At 60.5% G+C, this 16,535-nt stretch carries 16 protein-coding genes; 3 read left to right on the forward strand and 13 right to left on the reverse strand.

What is annotated here, in order from left to right:
- Positions 1 to 127: 127 nt before the first annotated feature.
- From thiI to pyrR, 10 genes are all read right to left on the reverse strand, one after another.
- Positions 128 to 1,372, reverse strand: a complete 1,245-nt coding sequence (gene thiI, locus DW233_RS03515; RefSeq protein ID WP_117758525.1) for a tRNA uracil 4-sulfurtransferase ThiI — start codon at positions 1,370 to 1,372, stop codon at positions 128 to 130.
- Positions 1,373 to 1,654 carry a DNA-directed RNA polymerase subunit omega gene (locus DW233_RS03520; protein WP_035138532.1) on the reverse strand — a complete coding sequence of 94 codons (282 nt, stop codon included), beginning with the start codon at positions 1,652 to 1,654 and terminating at the stop codon, positions 1,373 to 1,375.
- 5 nt (positions 1,655 to 1,659) lie between these two features.
- Positions 1,660 to 2,229, reverse strand: coding sequence for a guanylate kinase (gmk, locus tag DW233_RS03525; protein ID WP_099431806.1), 570 nt, complete (start codon positions 2,227 to 2,229; stop codon positions 1,660 to 1,662).
- Positions 2,230 to 2,538 (reverse strand): integration host factor, actinobacterial type, encoded by a 309-nt coding sequence (gene mihF / locus DW233_RS03530; RefSeq protein ID WP_006236130.1) that lies wholly within the window; start codon positions 2,536 to 2,538, stop codon positions 2,230 to 2,232. It lies immediately after the preceding gene.
- 239 nt (positions 2,539 to 2,777) lie between these two features.
- A complete protein-coding gene (gene pyrF / locus DW233_RS03535; RefSeq protein WP_118266736.1) occupies positions 2,778 to 3,494 on the reverse strand; it encodes an orotidine-5'-phosphate decarboxylase in 717 nt (238 codons plus the stop codon).
- Positions 3,488 to 4,396, reverse strand: a complete 909-nt coding sequence (locus DW233_RS03540) for a dihydroorotate dehydrogenase (RefSeq protein WP_199574573.1) — start codon at positions 4,394 to 4,396, stop codon at positions 3,488 to 3,490. Before DW233_RS03540 ends, pyrF begins: the two co-directional genes overlap by 7 nt.
- Positions 4,397 to 4,410: 14 nt before the next feature.
- Complete coding sequence (locus DW233_RS03545) at positions 4,411 to 5,178, reverse strand: dihydroorotate dehydrogenase electron transfer subunit (RefSeq protein WP_118266776.1); 768 nt, start codon at positions 5,176 to 5,178, stop codon at positions 4,411 to 4,413.
- 116 nt (positions 5,179 to 5,294) lie between these two features.
- Positions 5,295 to 6,584: a dihydroorotase gene (locus DW233_RS03550; RefSeq protein WP_118266740.1), complete on the reverse strand. Its 1,290-nt coding sequence runs from the start codon at positions 6,582 to 6,584 to the stop codon at positions 5,295 to 5,297.
- Positions 6,568 to 7,512 (reverse strand): aspartate carbamoyltransferase catalytic subunit, encoded by a 945-nt coding sequence (locus tag DW233_RS03555; RefSeq protein ID WP_035138537.1) that lies wholly within the window; start codon positions 7,510 to 7,512, stop codon positions 6,568 to 6,570. Before DW233_RS03555 ends, DW233_RS03550 begins: the two co-directional genes overlap by 17 nt.
- A 4-nt stretch (positions 7,513 to 7,516) precedes the next feature.
- Positions 7,517 to 8,101, reverse strand: a complete 585-nt coding sequence (gene pyrR / locus DW233_RS03560; protein WP_006236123.1) for a bifunctional pyr operon transcriptional regulator/uracil phosphoribosyltransferase PyrR — start codon at positions 8,099 to 8,101, stop codon at positions 7,517 to 7,519.
- Positions 8,102 to 8,552: 451 nt separating this feature from the next.
- Here pyrR and rpmB point away from each other — a divergent pair, with 451 nt between their 5' ends.
- On the forward strand, positions 8,553 to 8,741 hold the full coding sequence (rpmB, locus tag DW233_RS03565; RefSeq protein ID WP_022094725.1) for a 50S ribosomal protein L28: 189 nt from the start codon (positions 8,553 to 8,555) through the stop codon (positions 8,739 to 8,741).
- Between the two features lie 196 nt (positions 8,742 to 8,937).
- On the opposite strand, the gene DW233_RS03570 is transcribed toward rpmB, so the two are convergent.
- Positions 8,938 to 9,729, reverse strand: coding sequence for a transposase (locus DW233_RS03570; RefSeq protein WP_147357125.1), 792 nt, complete (start codon positions 9,727 to 9,729; stop codon positions 8,938 to 8,940).
- A 316-nt stretch (positions 9,730 to 10,045) separates the two neighbouring features.
- On the opposite strand from DW233_RS03570, the gene adhE reads away from it, so the two are divergent.
- Complete coding sequence (adhE, locus tag DW233_RS03575) at positions 10,046 to 12,694, forward strand: bifunctional acetaldehyde-CoA/alcohol dehydrogenase (protein ID WP_055250041.1); 2,649 nt, start codon at positions 10,046 to 10,048, stop codon at positions 12,692 to 12,694.
- A gap of 88 nt (positions 12,695 to 12,782) precedes the next feature.
- Entirely contained in the window at positions 12,783 to 13,547 is a 765-nt protein-coding gene (locus DW233_RS03580) for an aminoglycoside phosphotransferase family protein (RefSeq protein ID WP_006236119.1), read from the forward strand.
- A gap of 176 nt (positions 13,548 to 13,723) precedes the next feature.
- On the opposite strand, the gene DW233_RS03585 is transcribed toward DW233_RS03580, so the two are convergent.
- Entirely contained in the window at positions 13,724 to 15,445 is a 1,722-nt protein-coding gene (locus DW233_RS03585) for a proline--tRNA ligase (protein ID WP_233502546.1), read from the reverse strand.
- The gene (ispG, locus tag DW233_RS03590; RefSeq protein ID WP_117779087.1) at positions 15,446 to 16,528 is read right to left on the reverse strand and encodes a flavodoxin-dependent (E)-4-hydroxy-3-methylbut-2-enyl-diphosphate synthase; all 1,083 of its coding nucleotides are present in this window, start codon (positions 16,526 to 16,528) and stop codon (positions 15,446 to 15,448) included.
- Positions 16,529 to 16,535: the final 7 nt, after the last annotated feature.

A 16,535-nucleotide genomic window follows, 5' to 3' on the forward strand; every position in this document is an offset into this window, starting at 1 on the left:
CTGACCAAAACCTTGCACAAATCTGTCCATTTATTCAGGCACACGTCAGCAAATGAACACTTAGCCGCAAAATGCCCAGATAGCAAAAGACCGACGATGCAGGCGCATCGTCGGTCTATGCACAAATTTACTCGTAATCTTGGTAAATCTCACGCGGAGCAAGCTCCGAATGTTTGCGTTTTAAGGTCTTAGGGGCCTTATATGTGTTGCTCTCGAAGTCGATGTACTCGGTCTGCTTGAGCAGGCGCTCAATCATCTCCTCGTGATCAAACAGTTCCCAGGCCTCATGCACGGCATCGAGTTTAGCGTGTGTCTCGGGACGGCGCGGCATAAACAGCGTGCAGCAGTCGGGAGCGGCCTCAGTCGAGATATCGAACGTACCGATCTCCTCGGCGCGCGCGATGATCTCCTGCTTGTCCGAACCGATGAGAGGACGGAACACGGGGATCTTCACGGCCTCGTTGACGGCCATGATGTTCTCAAGCGTTTGGGAAGCAACCTGTCCAAGCGATTCGCCCGTAACGATGGCCTTGGCACCCTCGATGTGTGCAATGCGCTCAGCAACCGAATACATAATGCGGCGATACATGATCACGCGCAGGTTGCTGGGACAGGTGACCGAAATCTCACGCTGGCAGTCGCCAAACGGCACCACGTACAGGCGGCCGATCTGGACACCCGGCTCAAGCGCACGGATGATATCCTGCACCAAATACTCACTCGTATCGGGCGTCTGCGGACGACCGGAGAAATGTACCGGCACGCAAACCGCGCCGCGGCGCGCGAGCATCCAGGTCGCCACCGGAGAATCGATACCCGAGGACAGCAGCGTCACGACCTTGCCGGCAGAACCCACCGGCAGACCGCCCACGCCGCGCTCGGAGCGTGCGTACACGTAAACGCTACCCTGGACCACCAGTACGTGCACCATTGCATCGGGGTCGTGCATTTGAACCTTTTTATCGGGGAAGGCCTCACACAGTACCTCGCCCACCTGACGATTGATATCGATCGAGGTGAGCTCATAGTCAGTATTGGAGCGCTTGGCGTGCACCTTAAACGAATCGAAGGAACCAAACTCGCGCAGCGCCTTCACGGCGGCGGCGCAGTACTCCTGCGGGTCGCGGTTGGTGTGATACGCCAAAGACACACGGGCAACGCCGGGAACGGTGCGAATGACACGCGCCGCCTCGTCGGCCTGATGTTCGTTAAAGGTCACGAGGATATAACCGGAAATTCGAGACACGGCGTTCACGGAAAAGGCGGCCAAGGCCGCCTTGATGTTATCCATGAGGATATGCTCAAAATGTGCGCGGTTCTTGCCCTTCAGTCCAACCTCGTGATAGTGGACCAGGCAGACGCGAGCCGCCATTTAGGCTTCAGCAACCTTGTGGCCGAGCGCCTTCTCGTAACGGGCCTCGTCGTAAGAGATGTCACCGTCGACAATCTCGTCCATAGCCATCGAGATGGTATCGGCACCGGAAAGCCCGATGGTGATGTCATCGACATCCTGGACGGCAAGCACGCGGTTGTGCTGGCCACGCAGCATGCTATTGATGTCGCAGGCGCGCTTAGAGGCAAGCGAAGCGAGCAGGAAGCGGTTGTGATCGGTCTTCTCCAGAAGATCGTCAATGCAAGGCTTTACAACGGACACGGACCTCAGATCCTTTCATGCATATCGAGAACGCGAACGAGCTCATCGGTCGCGCGGTCGAGATCGTCATTCACCACGACGTCGTCGTAGCGGTCGGCAAGGGCAAGCTCATCGGCGGCGTTTGCCATACGCAGCTCAATCGTCTCGGGCGTCTCGGTACCGCGACCGACCAGACGCTCGCGGAGCACCTCAAGCGAAGGCGGCTTGATAAAGATCAGCACGGCCTCGGGGAAACGCTCCTTCACCTGCAGGGCGCCCTGGACATCGATCTCCAAAATCAGAGACGAGCCCGAGGCGAGCTTGGATGTGACCTCGCTCACCAACGTGCCGTAGCAGTTACCGTGGACCTCAGCCCACTCAACAAACTCACCGTTTGCCACGCGGCGGTCGAACTCCTCGCGCGTCAGAAAAAAGTAGTTGACGCCGTCGACCTCACCTTTGCGTGGTGCTCGCGTGGTAGCCGAAACCGTCAGACCCAGGTTCGAGCGGCGCTCGCGCACACGAGTGACGAGCGTACCCTTGCCTGCGCCTGACGGTCCAGAAATCACAAAGAGCTTGGAATCCTGAGCGCTCACTTATTTGGTCAGCTGCTCGAGGAGCTGCTCGCGCTGACGGACACCGAGGCCCTGGACGCGACGAGTAGCGGAGATACCGAGCTCCTCCATGATCTTGGCGGCCTTGGCCTTGCCATAACCGGGGAGAGACTCGATGAGGGTGGAAACCTTCATGCGGGAAGCGATGGGGTCATCGGAGTTGAGCACGGACTCGAGGGACTTCTCGCCCTTCTTGATCTGCTCGCGAAGCTCAGCGCGGGCGTGACGTGCGGCAGCAGCCTTCTCAAGAGCCTGCTTGCGCTGCTCGTCGGTAAGCTGAGGGAGTGCCATTCGTACCTCCAAATAGTTGGGTTATATCTGATTCAATAATTGGCATTTTAGCACGTAGAACGTACAAAATGCCTAATCGCGGCTCCATAGGTTAGACGATACCCGCAAAAAGTGCAATATACTGCGCCCAAAGTTAAGCCCCTGACCTGCGATTCCACACAAAGGATGGGAAAGTTTACGCAGGCACAGGGGCTATTTTGTGCTAATGAGACCCAAAAGTGGTGACTTAGGGGAATCTTTTACGCGACGTTTTCGACCAGCTCGGCGACGATGGCGTCAAAGGCGGCAACCGGATCGTCGGCACCGGTGATGGGACGGCCCACCACAATGTGGCTTGCGCCACGCTCGATAGCCTGGGAAGGCGTCGCCACGCGGGACTGGTCACCAAGGGCGGCACCCACCGGACGCACACCCGGAGTCACGATCAGGGCATCAGGACCCAGCAGCTCACGCATGTCGTGAGCCTCCATCGGTGAGCACACGATGCCATCGATGCCAGTGGCTTGAGCAAGCTTTGCCAAGCGGGCGGCCTCCTCGGCCACGGGAGACTCGACGCCGATCTCGCTCAAAGCATCCTGATTCATGCTCGTGAGCACGGTGATGGCGACGAGCTTGGCGCGGTCCTCACGCGCCTCCTCGGCACCCTCGCGGCAGGCAGCGAGCATAGCACCCGAGCCCAGGCCGTGGACCGAAAGCAGGTCGGCACCGGCAAGCGAGGCCGAGCGGGCAGCGCCGCGCACCTGATGCGGAATGTCGTGGAACTTAAGGTCGAGGAAGACCTTAAAGCCAAGGTCCTTAAAGGTCTTGACGATCTGGGGACCCTCAGCGTAATAGAGCGTCATGCCGACCTTGAGCCAAGCGGCATGGCCCGAAAGCTCGTGGGCGAGCTCGAGCGCGCGCTCACGGTCGCAGTCGAGGGCGACGATAACACGGTCGCGGGCATCATTCTCTAGCATTCGAAAGCACCCACCAGCTCGTTGATGTCCTTTACGCCCTGGGACTCGGCCCAGGCCTCGAGCTCATGCGCGATCTTAAGCGAAGCGCACGGATCGACGAAGTTGGCCATGCCGACCGACACGCAGGTGGCGCCGGCCAGGATAAACTCAGCCGCATCCTCGCCAGTCATGACACCGCCGACACCGTTGATGGGGATATCGACGGCCTGGGCAACCTCCCAGACCATGCGCACGGCGATGTGGTGGCACAGCGGGCCCGAAAGGCCGCCCTTGGGCTTGGCCACGCGGGACTTGCGGGTATGGACGTCGATGGCCATGCCCTGGATGGAGTTGATGACCGAAAGGCCGTCGGCGCCGGCAGCCTCGAGGGCCTTGGCGATCTCGGCGACGTTGACCGGCGCCATCTTCACGAACAGCGGCTTATCGGTCACCTTGCGGCAAGCAGCCATAACGGAAGAGGCGCCCTCGGGCGTGGAGCCCATGGCGGCACCGCCGGCGGCGATATTAGGGCAGCTCACGTTGATCTCGTAGCCGGCAGCCCAGGGGCACAGCTCGACATACATCTCGAGCGCGCGCACAAACTCATCAACGGAGTGCCCGGCAACCTGGCAAATGACCTGGCAACCGTCCTTGGACAGCTGCTCGAGCCACGGGCCGGACTCACGGGCAAAGGCGGCGACACCGGGGTTCTGCAGGCCCACGGAGTTGATCATACCGCCAGGAATCTCGGCCATGCGGGGCGCAGGGTTGCCCGGCCAGGGCTCGGCGGCACAGCCCTTGGTGGTAATGGCGCCCAGCTGGGAAACATCGAAGAAATTCTGGAACTGCCAACCGTAGCCGAAGGTACCGGCTGCGGTGTTGATGGGGTTCCGCATCTTGACGCCGCCGAAATCGACGGCCATGTTCACGGTACCCACTAGAAGACCACCACCTTGGAAGCATCGAACACGGGGCCGCACATGCAGGCGCCCTTCATACCGTCGACCGTCTCGACATTGCAGGTGTTGCAGGCGCCAAAACCGCAGCTCATCATGCGCTCGAGCGACACCTCGCAGTACGCACCGGCCTCAGCGGCAGCGGCGGCGACTTTCTTCATCATGACGGCGGGGCCGCAGCTGGCCACGTAGTCGTAGCCGCCCTCGCCAAGCAGTTCTGCGGCAGGATCGGTGCAAAAACCGTGCGTGCCGAGCGAACCGTCGTCGGTGCACACATTAACCGTGGCGCCCAGCGCGCGGAACTCCTCGACACCCACGGCCTTGGACGCGGTGCCAAAGCCCAGGCACACGTCCACATCAACACCCTGCTCGGCAAGCATACCGGCAAGACAAAGCACAGGCGGAACGCCGATACCACCGGCGACGAGCAAAGCCTTCCTGGTGCCCTCGGGTACCATCCAGCCACGACCACCGGGGCCCAGCAGGTTAGAGGTGGAGCCGGGGCCCATCTGGGACAAACGGCGGGTATCGTCGCCCACGACGGCGTACCACAGCTCGACGGTGCCGGCCTCGGCGTCGGCGCGGTAGAAACTCAAGGGCACACGAAGCAGAGAAGACGCATCGCCGGGGACGGCGATGTTCACAAACTGACCGGGCTTGAGCGCACTTGCAAGCTTGGGGGCCGAGATGACGAGCGAGAAGATGCCGTCGGCGATCTCCCGGTTCGAGACGACCTCGAAGTCGTGCATGCGTGCAGTGGAAGGTGTGGGCATAGACGCTCCAATCCCCCATGCGGTTGCATGGTCTAAACGAACAGAAAGCGCGGCACCGCAAGGGCGCCGCGCACAAAAGCGATAAGGCTATGCTAGCAGATGCAGCCGTCGGCGAGCGTCTGCTTGCCACCGACAAATACATCGGTGGCACGACCGGTGAGCGTGCGGCCGGCAAAACCGGAGTTCTCGGCACGCGACTCGTAACCGTCCTCGCCAACCGTCCAGGTTGCGGAGGGGTCGAACACGGTCAGGTCGGCAACGGAGCCCGCCTTGACCTGAACCTGGTCGAGGCCCAGGATCTCACGCGGCTTGATGGCCATGAGCTCGACCATGCGGCCCATGCTCATCTTGCCCGTGTTGACCAGCTCGGAGAGCACAAGCGACAGCGAGGTCTCGAGGCCGATCATGCCAAAGGGCGCAAGCTCGAACTCGCGGGCCTTCTCCCACGGGGTGTGGGGAGCGTGGTCGGTAACGATAGCGTCGACGGTACCGTCGATGACACCCTGACGGATGGCCTCGGCATCCTCGTCGGTGCGCAGCGGCGGATTGACCTTGAGCGAGGTGTTGTAGGTCTCGTCCAGGTCGTTCTCGGTCAGGAACATGTGGTGCGGGGTAGCCTCGCAGGTCACCTGGACACCGGCAGCCTTACCGGCACGCACGAGCTCCAGGCCATGAGCGGTGGAGATGTGCTGGATGTGCAGCTTGGCACCGGTCAGCTTGGCAATCTCGATGTCGCGGGCAATCTGAAGCTCCTCGCCGGCGGCCGGCCAACCCTCGAGGGCCAGACGGGTCGAGACCTTGCCCTCGTTGATCTGGCCGTGGCCGACCAGATCCTCGTCCTGGCAGTGGCTCATAAAGACCTTGCCGAACATCTTGCCGTAGTCCATGCAGCGACGGAGCATGCCCGCGCCCTGCACGCCGCGACCATCGTCGGTGAAGGCGACGGCGCCGTGGGCGACCATATCGCCCATCTCGGACATGGCCTCGCCCTTAAGACCGCGGGTCATGGCGCCCGACGGATAGACGCGGCAGTGGCCGACCTCGGCAGCGCGGGACTTGACGAACTCCACGACGGTGCCGTTATCGGTGACGGGATCGGTGTTGGGCATGGCGCACACGCCGGTGAAGCCGCCCTTGGCAGCAGCGCGGGTGCCGCTCTCGATGTCCTCTTTGACCTCGTAGCCAGGCTCGCGCAGATGCACGTGCATATCCACCAGGCCGGGGACGAGATACTTGCCGGAAAGGTCACGGACCTCGGCTCCCTCGGCGGCGAGGTTCTCGCCGACCTCGGCGATCTTGTCACCGTCGATCAGGACGTCGACGACACCGTCAAGCTCGACGGACGGATCGACGACGTGGGCATTCTTAAGAAGCAAGGCCATTATCGGCACCTCCAAGCAGCAGATACAGGATAGCCATACGCACGCAGATACCGGCGTAGACCTGCTCCAGGATGACGGAGCGTTGCGGGTGGTCGGCCATATAGGAGTCGAACTCAACGCCGCGGTTGATGGGGCCCGGGTGGCAGATAATCGCATCGGGCTTCATGAGCTTCTCGCGGTCCTTGGTCAGACCGAAGAGCTTGTGGTACTCACGAATCGTGGGGAACGGTGCGCCCTCGAGGCGCTCCTGCTGCACGCGCAACATGTAGACGACGTCCAGCTCGGGCAGGACGGAATCGAGGTCGCTCGTCACGTGGTCGCAGCCCAGGACCTCGGGCGCCGGCGGCAGCAGCGTGCCGGGGGCGACGGCGTAGGTCTCGCAGCCCATGATCTTAAGTGCGGGGATCAGCGAGCCGCACACGCGGGAGTGCGCGATATCACCGACGACGGCGACCTTCAGACCGTGGAAGTCACCCTTGTGCTCCCAGATGGTGTACAGGTCGAGCAGGGCCTGCGTGGGATGGTTGTGCTTGCCGTCGCCGGCGCAGATGACGCTCGCGGGCGAGTTCTGCGTGACGATGTAGGGAGCACCGGCGTGCTTATCGCGAACGACGATGCAATCAATCTTGTAGGCGTTGAGGGTCTCGACGGTGTCGACGAGGCTCTCGCCCTTGACCGTGGAGGTCGAGGAGCCGCCAAAGTTGAGGCTGTCGGCCGAAAGGCGCTTCTCGGCGAGCTCGAAGGAGCTGCGGGTGCGCGTCGAGGGCTCGTTGAACATGTTGACGATGGTCTTGCCCTTGAGCGTGGGGACCTTCTTGATCGCACGCTCGTTGACCTCAGAGAACGCCTTGGCGGTCTCGAGGATGAGCTTGATATCCTCTTCGGAGTACTCGGTAATGTCGATCAGGTGCTTATGGTTGAACGCCACGGTACTACTCACCTCCCAGCGGCGCGGAGCCCACGTGGGAACCCGGCGCGACGTCGTTAATCTCGACGGCGGTGTGGCCGTCGACTTCCTTCATATATAGGTGCACGTTCTCCTCATGCGACGAGGGAACGTTCTTGCCGACAAAGTCCGGCGAGATGGGGAGCTCACGGTGACCGCGGTCAACGAGAACTGCCAGCTCGATGCGGCTCGGACGGCCCAGGTCCATGACGGCATCCAGAGCGGCGCGGATAGTACGGCCCGTATACAGGATGTCGTCCACCAGCACGACGCGCTTGCCATCGACGCTGAAGGGAATGTTGGTAGCGTGGATCGCGGGAGCGAAATTGGTCGCATAGTCATCGCGGTAGAAGCTGATGTCCAGGCTGCCGAGCGGAACGTCGACGCCCTCGATCTCCTTGATCTCCTCGGCGAGTTTCTTTGCCAGAAGGTCGCCGCGCGTGACGATGCCGACCAGAGCGAGGTCTTCACAGCCCTCGTTGCGCTCGAGAATCTCGTGCGCGATGCGGGTCATCGCTCGATTGACGGCGGTCTCGTCCATGATGACCGCCTTGGGGGAAGTCGTGCCCATCGATCTCCTTCCTCACATGTCTTGACTGCTGACACAGTCAAAAAAATAGATGCCCGACCGCTTAAAGCGGACCAGACACCCACAGGAAGGGCTGCTCTTTGGCAGCTATGTAATTCCATGTGGGTATCTCGTACCCCTTTAATGGTCAAGGGATAGTGTAGCCAACCTCGAGCTTAATTGCGAGCATAAATACAGAACAATCCGTAAACGGGCGCAGGTGCTCCATAAACCTATATATATTTGTGGGACGAGCTTGAAAACGCACGCACGAGCTGGCATAATCCCCTCTGCTGCACGCAAATCGGATCTACGTCCAGGGCCGTGGCGTGAGCACTATCGCCAAAAGAGGAATATCTCTGTGTAGATTACGCACAGGGAGCTGCTTCTGTGCTATAGTTCAGGCTTGTTTGTTAACGCGACATGTTCGTTTGTCGCCCAAGGAGGGTCAGTTATGTCCAAAGTTTGCGAAGTTTGCGGTAAGCACCCCGTTGCCGGTCGCTCCATCAGCCACTCTCACCGCGTCACCAACCGTAAGTTCCGCCCCAACATCCAGCGCGTTTACGTCGTCGTCGATGGTCACCGTCGCAAGATGAACGTTTGCTCCACCTGCCTCAAGTCCGGCAAGGTTGCGCGCTCCTAAATAAGGTCTTACCAACAAGTACCTCGGACTCTCCGGGTCAAAGACCTCGCGTTCATATAGAACTTACCAAAGGCGTTCTCCCCCACGGAGGGCGCCTTTTTGCACTCATTGGGGACACACTTAGATGAGTGTTTTCACGCATTGGGGACAGACATGACGCACGCATGCGGCGTCCCGATCGGCTCCGGCCCCTATCTCACGCTGCATCCTTCCAGCCTGCAGTAGCCTTGGTCACGCTTGTGGCGCCGATACCGGTGATACGGGCAATTTGCTTGACCGTGAGATGTGCCCGCCTGAGCCTCAGCAGGCAGGCATCGCGTTCGGGGCGTGGCAGGGCCTTGAGCAACGCAGGATCTATGCTCGTCAGGACTTCGCGCGCAACGAAAAGGGCCTCCTCATCAGGGATCCGCCGGCGCGGAAGAACCTCCACTGACCAGATGCGCCCGGCAACTTTCTTGAGATGCTCGCAATAGCGACGGGAGCCTCCGACAACATCAAGCATAGGGGCCGCATCACAGATGTCAAAGGGATCATAGCCCAGCTGATACGCCTTATAGCTTGACCAGCGGTACGCCTCGAGCGAGTCAAGCGCACCCTTCACGGGATTGAGATGAATATAGTCGAGCAGCTGCACTGCCTGCGTGTCCGACTCAACCGCGACCCGCGAATAGCGATTGTCAAACAGATGGCCCGTTCTTCCCGTTTTCCCATTGAAATACTTGGCATACGCCGTCAGCGCGCACTGCATTGCCTTTGAAAGGTTGTCATATGGGTCATCAACCATCAAATGGAAGTGGTTGTCCATAAGACACCAGGCCAACACCGCCACGTCATGGCACGCAAACCTGTCCGATATGTCCGATAGGAAACGATAGCGGTCGGAATCATCTTCAAAAATGATCTGTTTGGAGTTACCGCGGTCAAAGACGTGGTAATAGCCGGTGAGCGATATTTCGCGGGCGCATCGGGGCATGGTCTCTCCTTTCAAAGCCGTACAGGCAACACCTAAAAGGAGAGAAGAAACGCGAAATGCTGAGCCTGTGACCTATTTATATCCGATCAGCAACAAAAACAGGCCCAAAACGACAAAATCGCAAATCGATGTCTGTCCCAAATGAGTGAAACCACTCATGTAAGTCTGTCCCCAATGAGCGGGGCGATGCACTGGCAGATAGTTTTAGTTAAAACGCTTCAGTTTATTGAAGCGTTTTAGTATGCCTTTTACGGGAATCTTGCCGTTCGCCGAATAATTTCTTGCTATCATGCAAGACGTAGGGTAAATCTCCGATCGCAAGGAGACACAAATGGTGAAAAAGTCACCGGAAAACACTACTCCCGCAATTGTGGACAACGTAGAGGCGCTTGAGGCTAAGCTCGCTCAGATGCGAGAGGCCCAGGCGCTTTTTGCTACGTACACGCAGGAGCAGGTCGACAAGATCTTCTATGAGGCCGCCATGGCCGCCAACAAGGCTCGTATCCCGTTGGCGAAGATGGCCATCGAGGAGACCGGCCGCGGCGTTCTTGAGGACAAGGTCATCAAGAACCACTACGCCGCAGAGTACATCTACAACGCTTACAAGAACACCAAGACCTGTGGTGTCCTGGAGCGCGACGAGGCTTATGGCATCACCAAGATCGCCGAGCCCATCGGTATCGTGGGCGCCGTCATCCCGACGACCAACCCCACCTCCACCGCGATCTTCAAGACGCTGATCAGCCTGAAGACCCGCAACGCCATCATCATCTCCCCGCACCCGGCTGCCGCCAAGTGCACCATCGCCGCCGCTAAGCTCGTGCTTGACGCCGCCGTCAAGGCCGGCGCCCCCGAGGGCATCATCGGCTGGGTCGATGTCCCCTCCATCGAGCTGACCAACATGGTCATGCGCGACGTCGACATCATCCTCGCCACCGGTGGCCCGGGCATGGTCAAGGCCGCCTACTCCTCGGGCAAGCCCGCCCTGGGCGTTGGCGCCGGTAACACCCCGGTCGTCATCGACGACACCGCCGACGTGCTGCTCGCCGTCAACTCCATCATCCACTCCAAGACCTTCGACAACGGCATGATCTGCGCTTCCGAGCAGTCCGTGACCGTCATCGACACCATCTATGACCAGGTTAAGGCCGAGTTCCAGAAGCGCGGCTGCTACTTCGTCAAGCAGGGTGCCGAGATGGAGGCACTGCGTGCCGCCATGTTCAAGAATGGCGCCCTCGATCACCGCATCCCCGGCATGGCTGCTGCCAAGATCGCTGAGCTCGCCGGCATCGAGGTTCCCGCCAAGACCAAGATCCTGATCGCCGAGGTCACCTCCACCGACCCCGCCAAGGAGGAGTTCTCCCACGAGAAGCTCTCCCCGGTCCTGGCCATGTATCACGCCAAGGACTTCCAGGAGGCCGTCGACAAGGCCGAGCACCTGGTGCTCGCCGGTGGCCCGGGCCACACCGCCTCTCTGTACGTGCACCCCGCCCAGGCCGAGAAGATCAGCCTGTTCGAGCACGTCATGAAGGCCTGCCGTATCGTCATCAACACCCCGTCCTCGCACGGCGGCATCGGTGACCTGTACAACTTTGGCATGAAGCCGTCTCTGACCCTGGGCTGCGGCTCCTGGGGCGGCAACTCCGTCTCCGAGAACGTTGGGGTGAAGCACTTGATCAACGTTAAGACTGTGGCCGAGCGCCGTGAGAACATGCTGTGGTTCCGCGCTCCCGAGAAGGTCTACTTCAAGAAGGGTTCCACGCCCGTCGCCCTCGACGAGCTCGGTACCGTCATGGGCAAGAAGCGCGCCTTCATCGTCACCGACCAGTTCCTCTTCAAGAATGGCAACACCCGCGCCATCGAGGCCAAGCTCGACGAGATGGGCATCGCCCACGACTGCTTCTACGACGTCGAGCCCGATCCGTCGCTGCAGTGCGCACGTCGCGGCGCCAAGCAGATGGCTCTCTTTGAGCCTGACGTGATCATCGCCGTCGGCGGTGGCTCCGCTATGGACGCCGGCAAGATCATGTGGATGATGTACGAGCACCCCGAGTGCAAGTTTGAGGACATGGCCATGGACTTCATGGACATCCGCAAGCGTATCTTCACTTTCCCCGAGATGGGCAAGAAGGCCTACTTCGTCGCCGTCCCGACCTCTTCGGGTACCGGCTCCGAGTGCACGCCGTTCGCCATCATCACCGACAAGGAGACCGGCATCAAGTGGCCGCTCGCCGACTACGCGCTGCTCCCCAACATGGCTATCGTCGACGCCGACAACTGCATGACCGCCCCGCGCGGCCTGACCGCTGCCTCCGGCATCGACGTCATGACCCACGCCATCGAGTCCTACGTCTCCATCATGGCTTCCGACTACACCAAGGGCCTCTCCGAGCGCGCTGCTAAGCTCGTCTTCGAGAACCTGCCCTCCAGCTTCACGAACGGCGCCAAGGACCCGCATGCCCGCGAGGAGATGCACAACGCCTCTTGCATGGCCGGTATGGCCTTCGCCAACGCCTTCCTGGGCCTCAACCACTCCATGGCTCACAAGCTCGGCGCCTTCCATCACCTGCCCCACGGCCTCGCCAACGCCGTCATCCTGACCCGCGTTATGCGCTACAACGCCGCCGAGGCTCCCGTCAAGATGGGTACCTTCTCCCAGTATCCTTACCCCAACGCGCTGCACAACTACGCCGAGATGGCCAAGTACTGCGGCATCGAGGGCAAGGACGACAAGGAGGTCTTCGAGAACTTCATCACGAAGCTCGAGGAGCTCAAGGACTTCATCGGCGTCAAGAAGACCATCGCCGACTACGGTGTTGACGAGCAGTACTTCCTCGACACCCTCGACGAGATGACCGAGCAGGCATTCAACGACCAGTGCACCGGCGCCAACCCGCGCTACCCGCTCATGAGCGAGATCAAGGAGCTCTATCTGGACGCCTACTACGGCCGCGAGCCTCAGGACTACGCCGTCTGCTAGTTTTAGCACGGTTTTTAACGGCGGGGGTGCACGGGTGTTTCACACACCCCCGCCGTCGCTTCTATCGCATCGTTGAAAGGATGCAACCATGCTGCTACCCGATTCCAAGACCGAGCTCGTCCGCCGTGGCAACAAGGTCGTTTACGACCTGGGCGACAAGATCGTCAAGGTCTTTAACGAGACCAAGCCTGTCTCCGACGTGTTCAACGAGGCTTTGAATCTTGCCCGCATCAATGAGTGCGGCATCCGCAGCCCCAAGGCTCTCGAGGTTTCCCAGCTCGAGAACGCCAACGGCTGGGCGCTCGTGACCGAGAAGGTTCCGGGCACCACCCTTGCCGAGAAGATGACTGCCGAGCCCCAGCGCTTTGGTGAGTATCTCGAGATGTTCGTCGACCTCCAGATCGAGATCCACGGCTACACCTCCCCGCTGCTCAACCGTCAGCGCGACAAGTTCGCCCGCATGATCGATAGCCTTGATCAGCTCAATGCCACCACGCGCTACAACCTTCAGGAGCGTCTGGACGGCATGACCAAGGAGTTCAAGGTCTGCCACGGCGACTTCAACCCCTCCAACGTCATCGTCGGCGACGACGGCCAGCTCTATGTGTGCGACTGGGCACACGCCACCCAGGGCTCCCCTGCTGCCGACGTTGCCACCACCTACCTGCTCTTCGCCCTCAACAGCAAGGACCAGGCTGAGGCCTACCTGGAGCTCTACTGCGACCGCGCCGACATGCCCATGCAGGTCGTGCGTCAGTGGACGAGCATCGTCGCCGCTTCCGAGCTCGCTCGTAAGCGCAACGTGAACGATGAGTTCCTGAAGAACTGGATCGACGTCGTCGATTATCAGTAATATCTGAGCGATTTATTTCGCATCGGAGGCACAAGAAAACCCCGCAGCTCATATGGGCTGTGGGGTTTTCCTTTACCCATCGAGTTTATTCACGCAACAAAATAGACTGCTCCGCATCTCTTCCTAAGAGAGATACGGAGCAGTCCCGCAATTACATCTAATAGCAGAAACGTCGATTAACGGCGGGCCGCCTTAACAAGCTCGGCAACCTTGGCGACGACCTCGTCAATCGCCACGTCCTCGCGCTCGCCCGTGGCACGGTCCTTGAGCTCAACGGTGCCATTCTTAAGGCCACGCTTGCCAAGCACCACCTGATACGGGAATCCCATAAGGTCGTTATCGGCAAACTTAAAGCCGGGACGCTCGTCACGGTCGTCGACGACGACCTCGATACCCTCGGCGCACAAGCCCTCGACGATTTGGTCGCAGACGGTTGCGCACTCCTCCTTCTTGGGATCGAGCGGAATCACAGCGACCTCGTACGGGGCAACGGAAACCGGCCAGACGATACCGTGCTCGTCGTTGTGCTGCTCCACGACGGCAGCAAGCGAGCGGGACACGCCCACGCCGTAGCAACCCATGATAAGCGGCTTCTCCTTGCCGTCCTCGTCCATAAAGGTGGCGCCCATGGCCTCGGAATACTTGGTACCCAGCTGGAAGACCTGCGAGACCTCGATGCCGCGAGCAGCAGAGAGCGGCTTGCCGCAGTGCGGGCAGGGATCGCCGGCAACGACGGTGACCAGATCTGCCCACTCATCGACGGTAAAGTCGCGCTCGGGGCAGGCACCGGTAAAGTGATAATCGACCTCGTTGGCACCGCAGGCCCACTGCTTGGACTCGCGCAGGCTCTCGTCGCACACCAGACGGATGCCCTCGGGCAAGTTAACCGGTCCGATAAAGCCCTTGTGCAGACCGTAGGTCTGGAGCTCCTCGTCGGTCATCATGCGATAGCCCTTGCCAAAGACATGCTCGGCCTTGCAGTCGTTGAGCTCATGATCGCCCGGGACAATGGCCACGACTGGCTTGCCCTCGGCATCGATCAACGCCAGCGACTTTCGCGTACCGTTCTCGGGGAAGCCAAAGAACTTGGCAACGGCCTCGATGGTGCCCATGCCCGGAGTCTCGACCTTGGTGAGCGTACCGTCGCCGGGGCCCTCGGTCACGACGACCTTGGTGCTTGCCGCCTCGTCATCGGCAGCAAAGCCGCAATCGTCGCAGTAGACCAGCGAAGCCTCGCCGGCGTCGGCCAAAGCCATGTACTCGACGGAGGTATCGCCACCGATCTCGCCGGAGTCGGCGACAACGGGCAGAGCCTTGATGTAGCAGCGCTCGCAGATGTTGGCGTAGGCCTGCTTCATCTTGTCGTACTCCTCCTGCAGACTCTCCTGCGTGGCGGAGAAGCTGTAGGCATCCTTCATGATGAACTCGCGACCGCGCATCAGGCCAAAGCGAGGGCGGAACTCGTCGCGGAACTTGTCCTGAATGTGGTACAGGTTGACGGGCAGCTGCTTATAGGAGCGCAGCTCATTGCGCACTAGGGCCGTGACGGTCTCCTCGTGCGTGGGTCCGAGCACAAACTCGCGGCCGTGACGGTCGTCAAAGCGCACAAGCTCCTTGCCATAGGCGTCGATACGGCCGGACTCACGCCACAGCTCGGCATCGACCATGATGGGCATCATAAGCTCCTGGGCGCCGGCAGCGTCCATCTCGTCGCGCACGATGTTCTCAATCTTGCGGATCGAGCGCCAAGCAAGCGGCAGATAGGAATACAGGCCGGCGGCCTCCTTGCGGATCATGCCGGCACGGAGCAGCAGGCGGTGGCTGGCGAGCTCAGCGTCCGCCGGATCCTCTTTAAGCGTCGGCGCATAGAGCTTAGACATATACATTGCTCGGGTCATTTATTTCTCCTCAATAAGCTTGTCGACCTCTGCCATAAGCGCGTCGACAATTTGGTCCTCAGCTACTTTACCAATGATCTGGCCATGCGAAAAGAGCAAGGCCTGACCACGTCCGCAAGCAACGCCCAGGTCGGCATCAGAAGCCTCACCGGGGCCATTAACGGCACATCCCATGACGGCAATCGAAAGCGGCGCGGAATAGTTCTTAAGCCGCTCGGTGACCTCCTCGGCGATGGGAATGAGGTTAACCTGGCAGCGGGCGCACGTGGGGCACGAGACAATCTCGGGACCACGGCGACGCAGGCCCAGCGACTGTAGAATTCCCCAGGCGACCGGCGGCTCCTCAACCGGATCGGCCGTGAGCGACACACGCATGGTGTCGCCAATGCCTTCGGAAAGCAAGATACCCAAGCCTACAGAGCTCTTGATGGTGCCCTGAAGCTTGGTCCCCGCCTCCGTCACGCCCAGGTGAAGCGGAACGTGGGGAATCTCACGTGACAGGGCTCGATAGGTATCGAGCGTCGTTTGCACGCTATGGGCCTTGGCCGAAAGCACAATATTCGTAAAGCCGCGATCCTCAAAGTGCTTGACGAAGCGCTCGCTCGACATCACGAGCTTTTCGGGCTGCGTGAGGTCGTCGCGCTCGGCAATATCTTGCTCAAGCGAGCCCGCGTTCACGCCAATGCGAATCGCACAGCCCGCGGCACCCGCAGCATCGATCACCGCGTCAACCTTGGCCCAATCGCCGATATTGCCGGGATTGATGCGCAGCTTGGCGGCACCGGCCTCAACAGCACCAATGGCGAGCTTATGGTTAAAGTGGATATCGGCGACAATCGGCACCGGAGACTCGGCACAGATGGTGCGGAAGCCCTCAAGCGCGGCCTCGGAGGGCACGCTCACGCGCACGATATCGCAGCCAGCCTGCGCCAACGCGCACACTTGCGCAAGCGTTGCCTGGGCATCAGCGGTATCGGTGCAGGTCATAGATTGGACCACCACCGGCGCGCCGCCACCGATCTGCACGCCGCCCACATGCACGGGGCGCGTCAGCTCGCGAGGCAAAGGATGGGATAAAGACAATCCAAAC

Origin of the sequence: Collinsella sp. AM20-15AC, from assembly GCF_003471405.1 — a bacterium.
Taxonomy (GTDB): domain Bacteria; phylum Actinomycetota; class Coriobacteriia; order Coriobacteriales; family Coriobacteriaceae; genus Collinsella.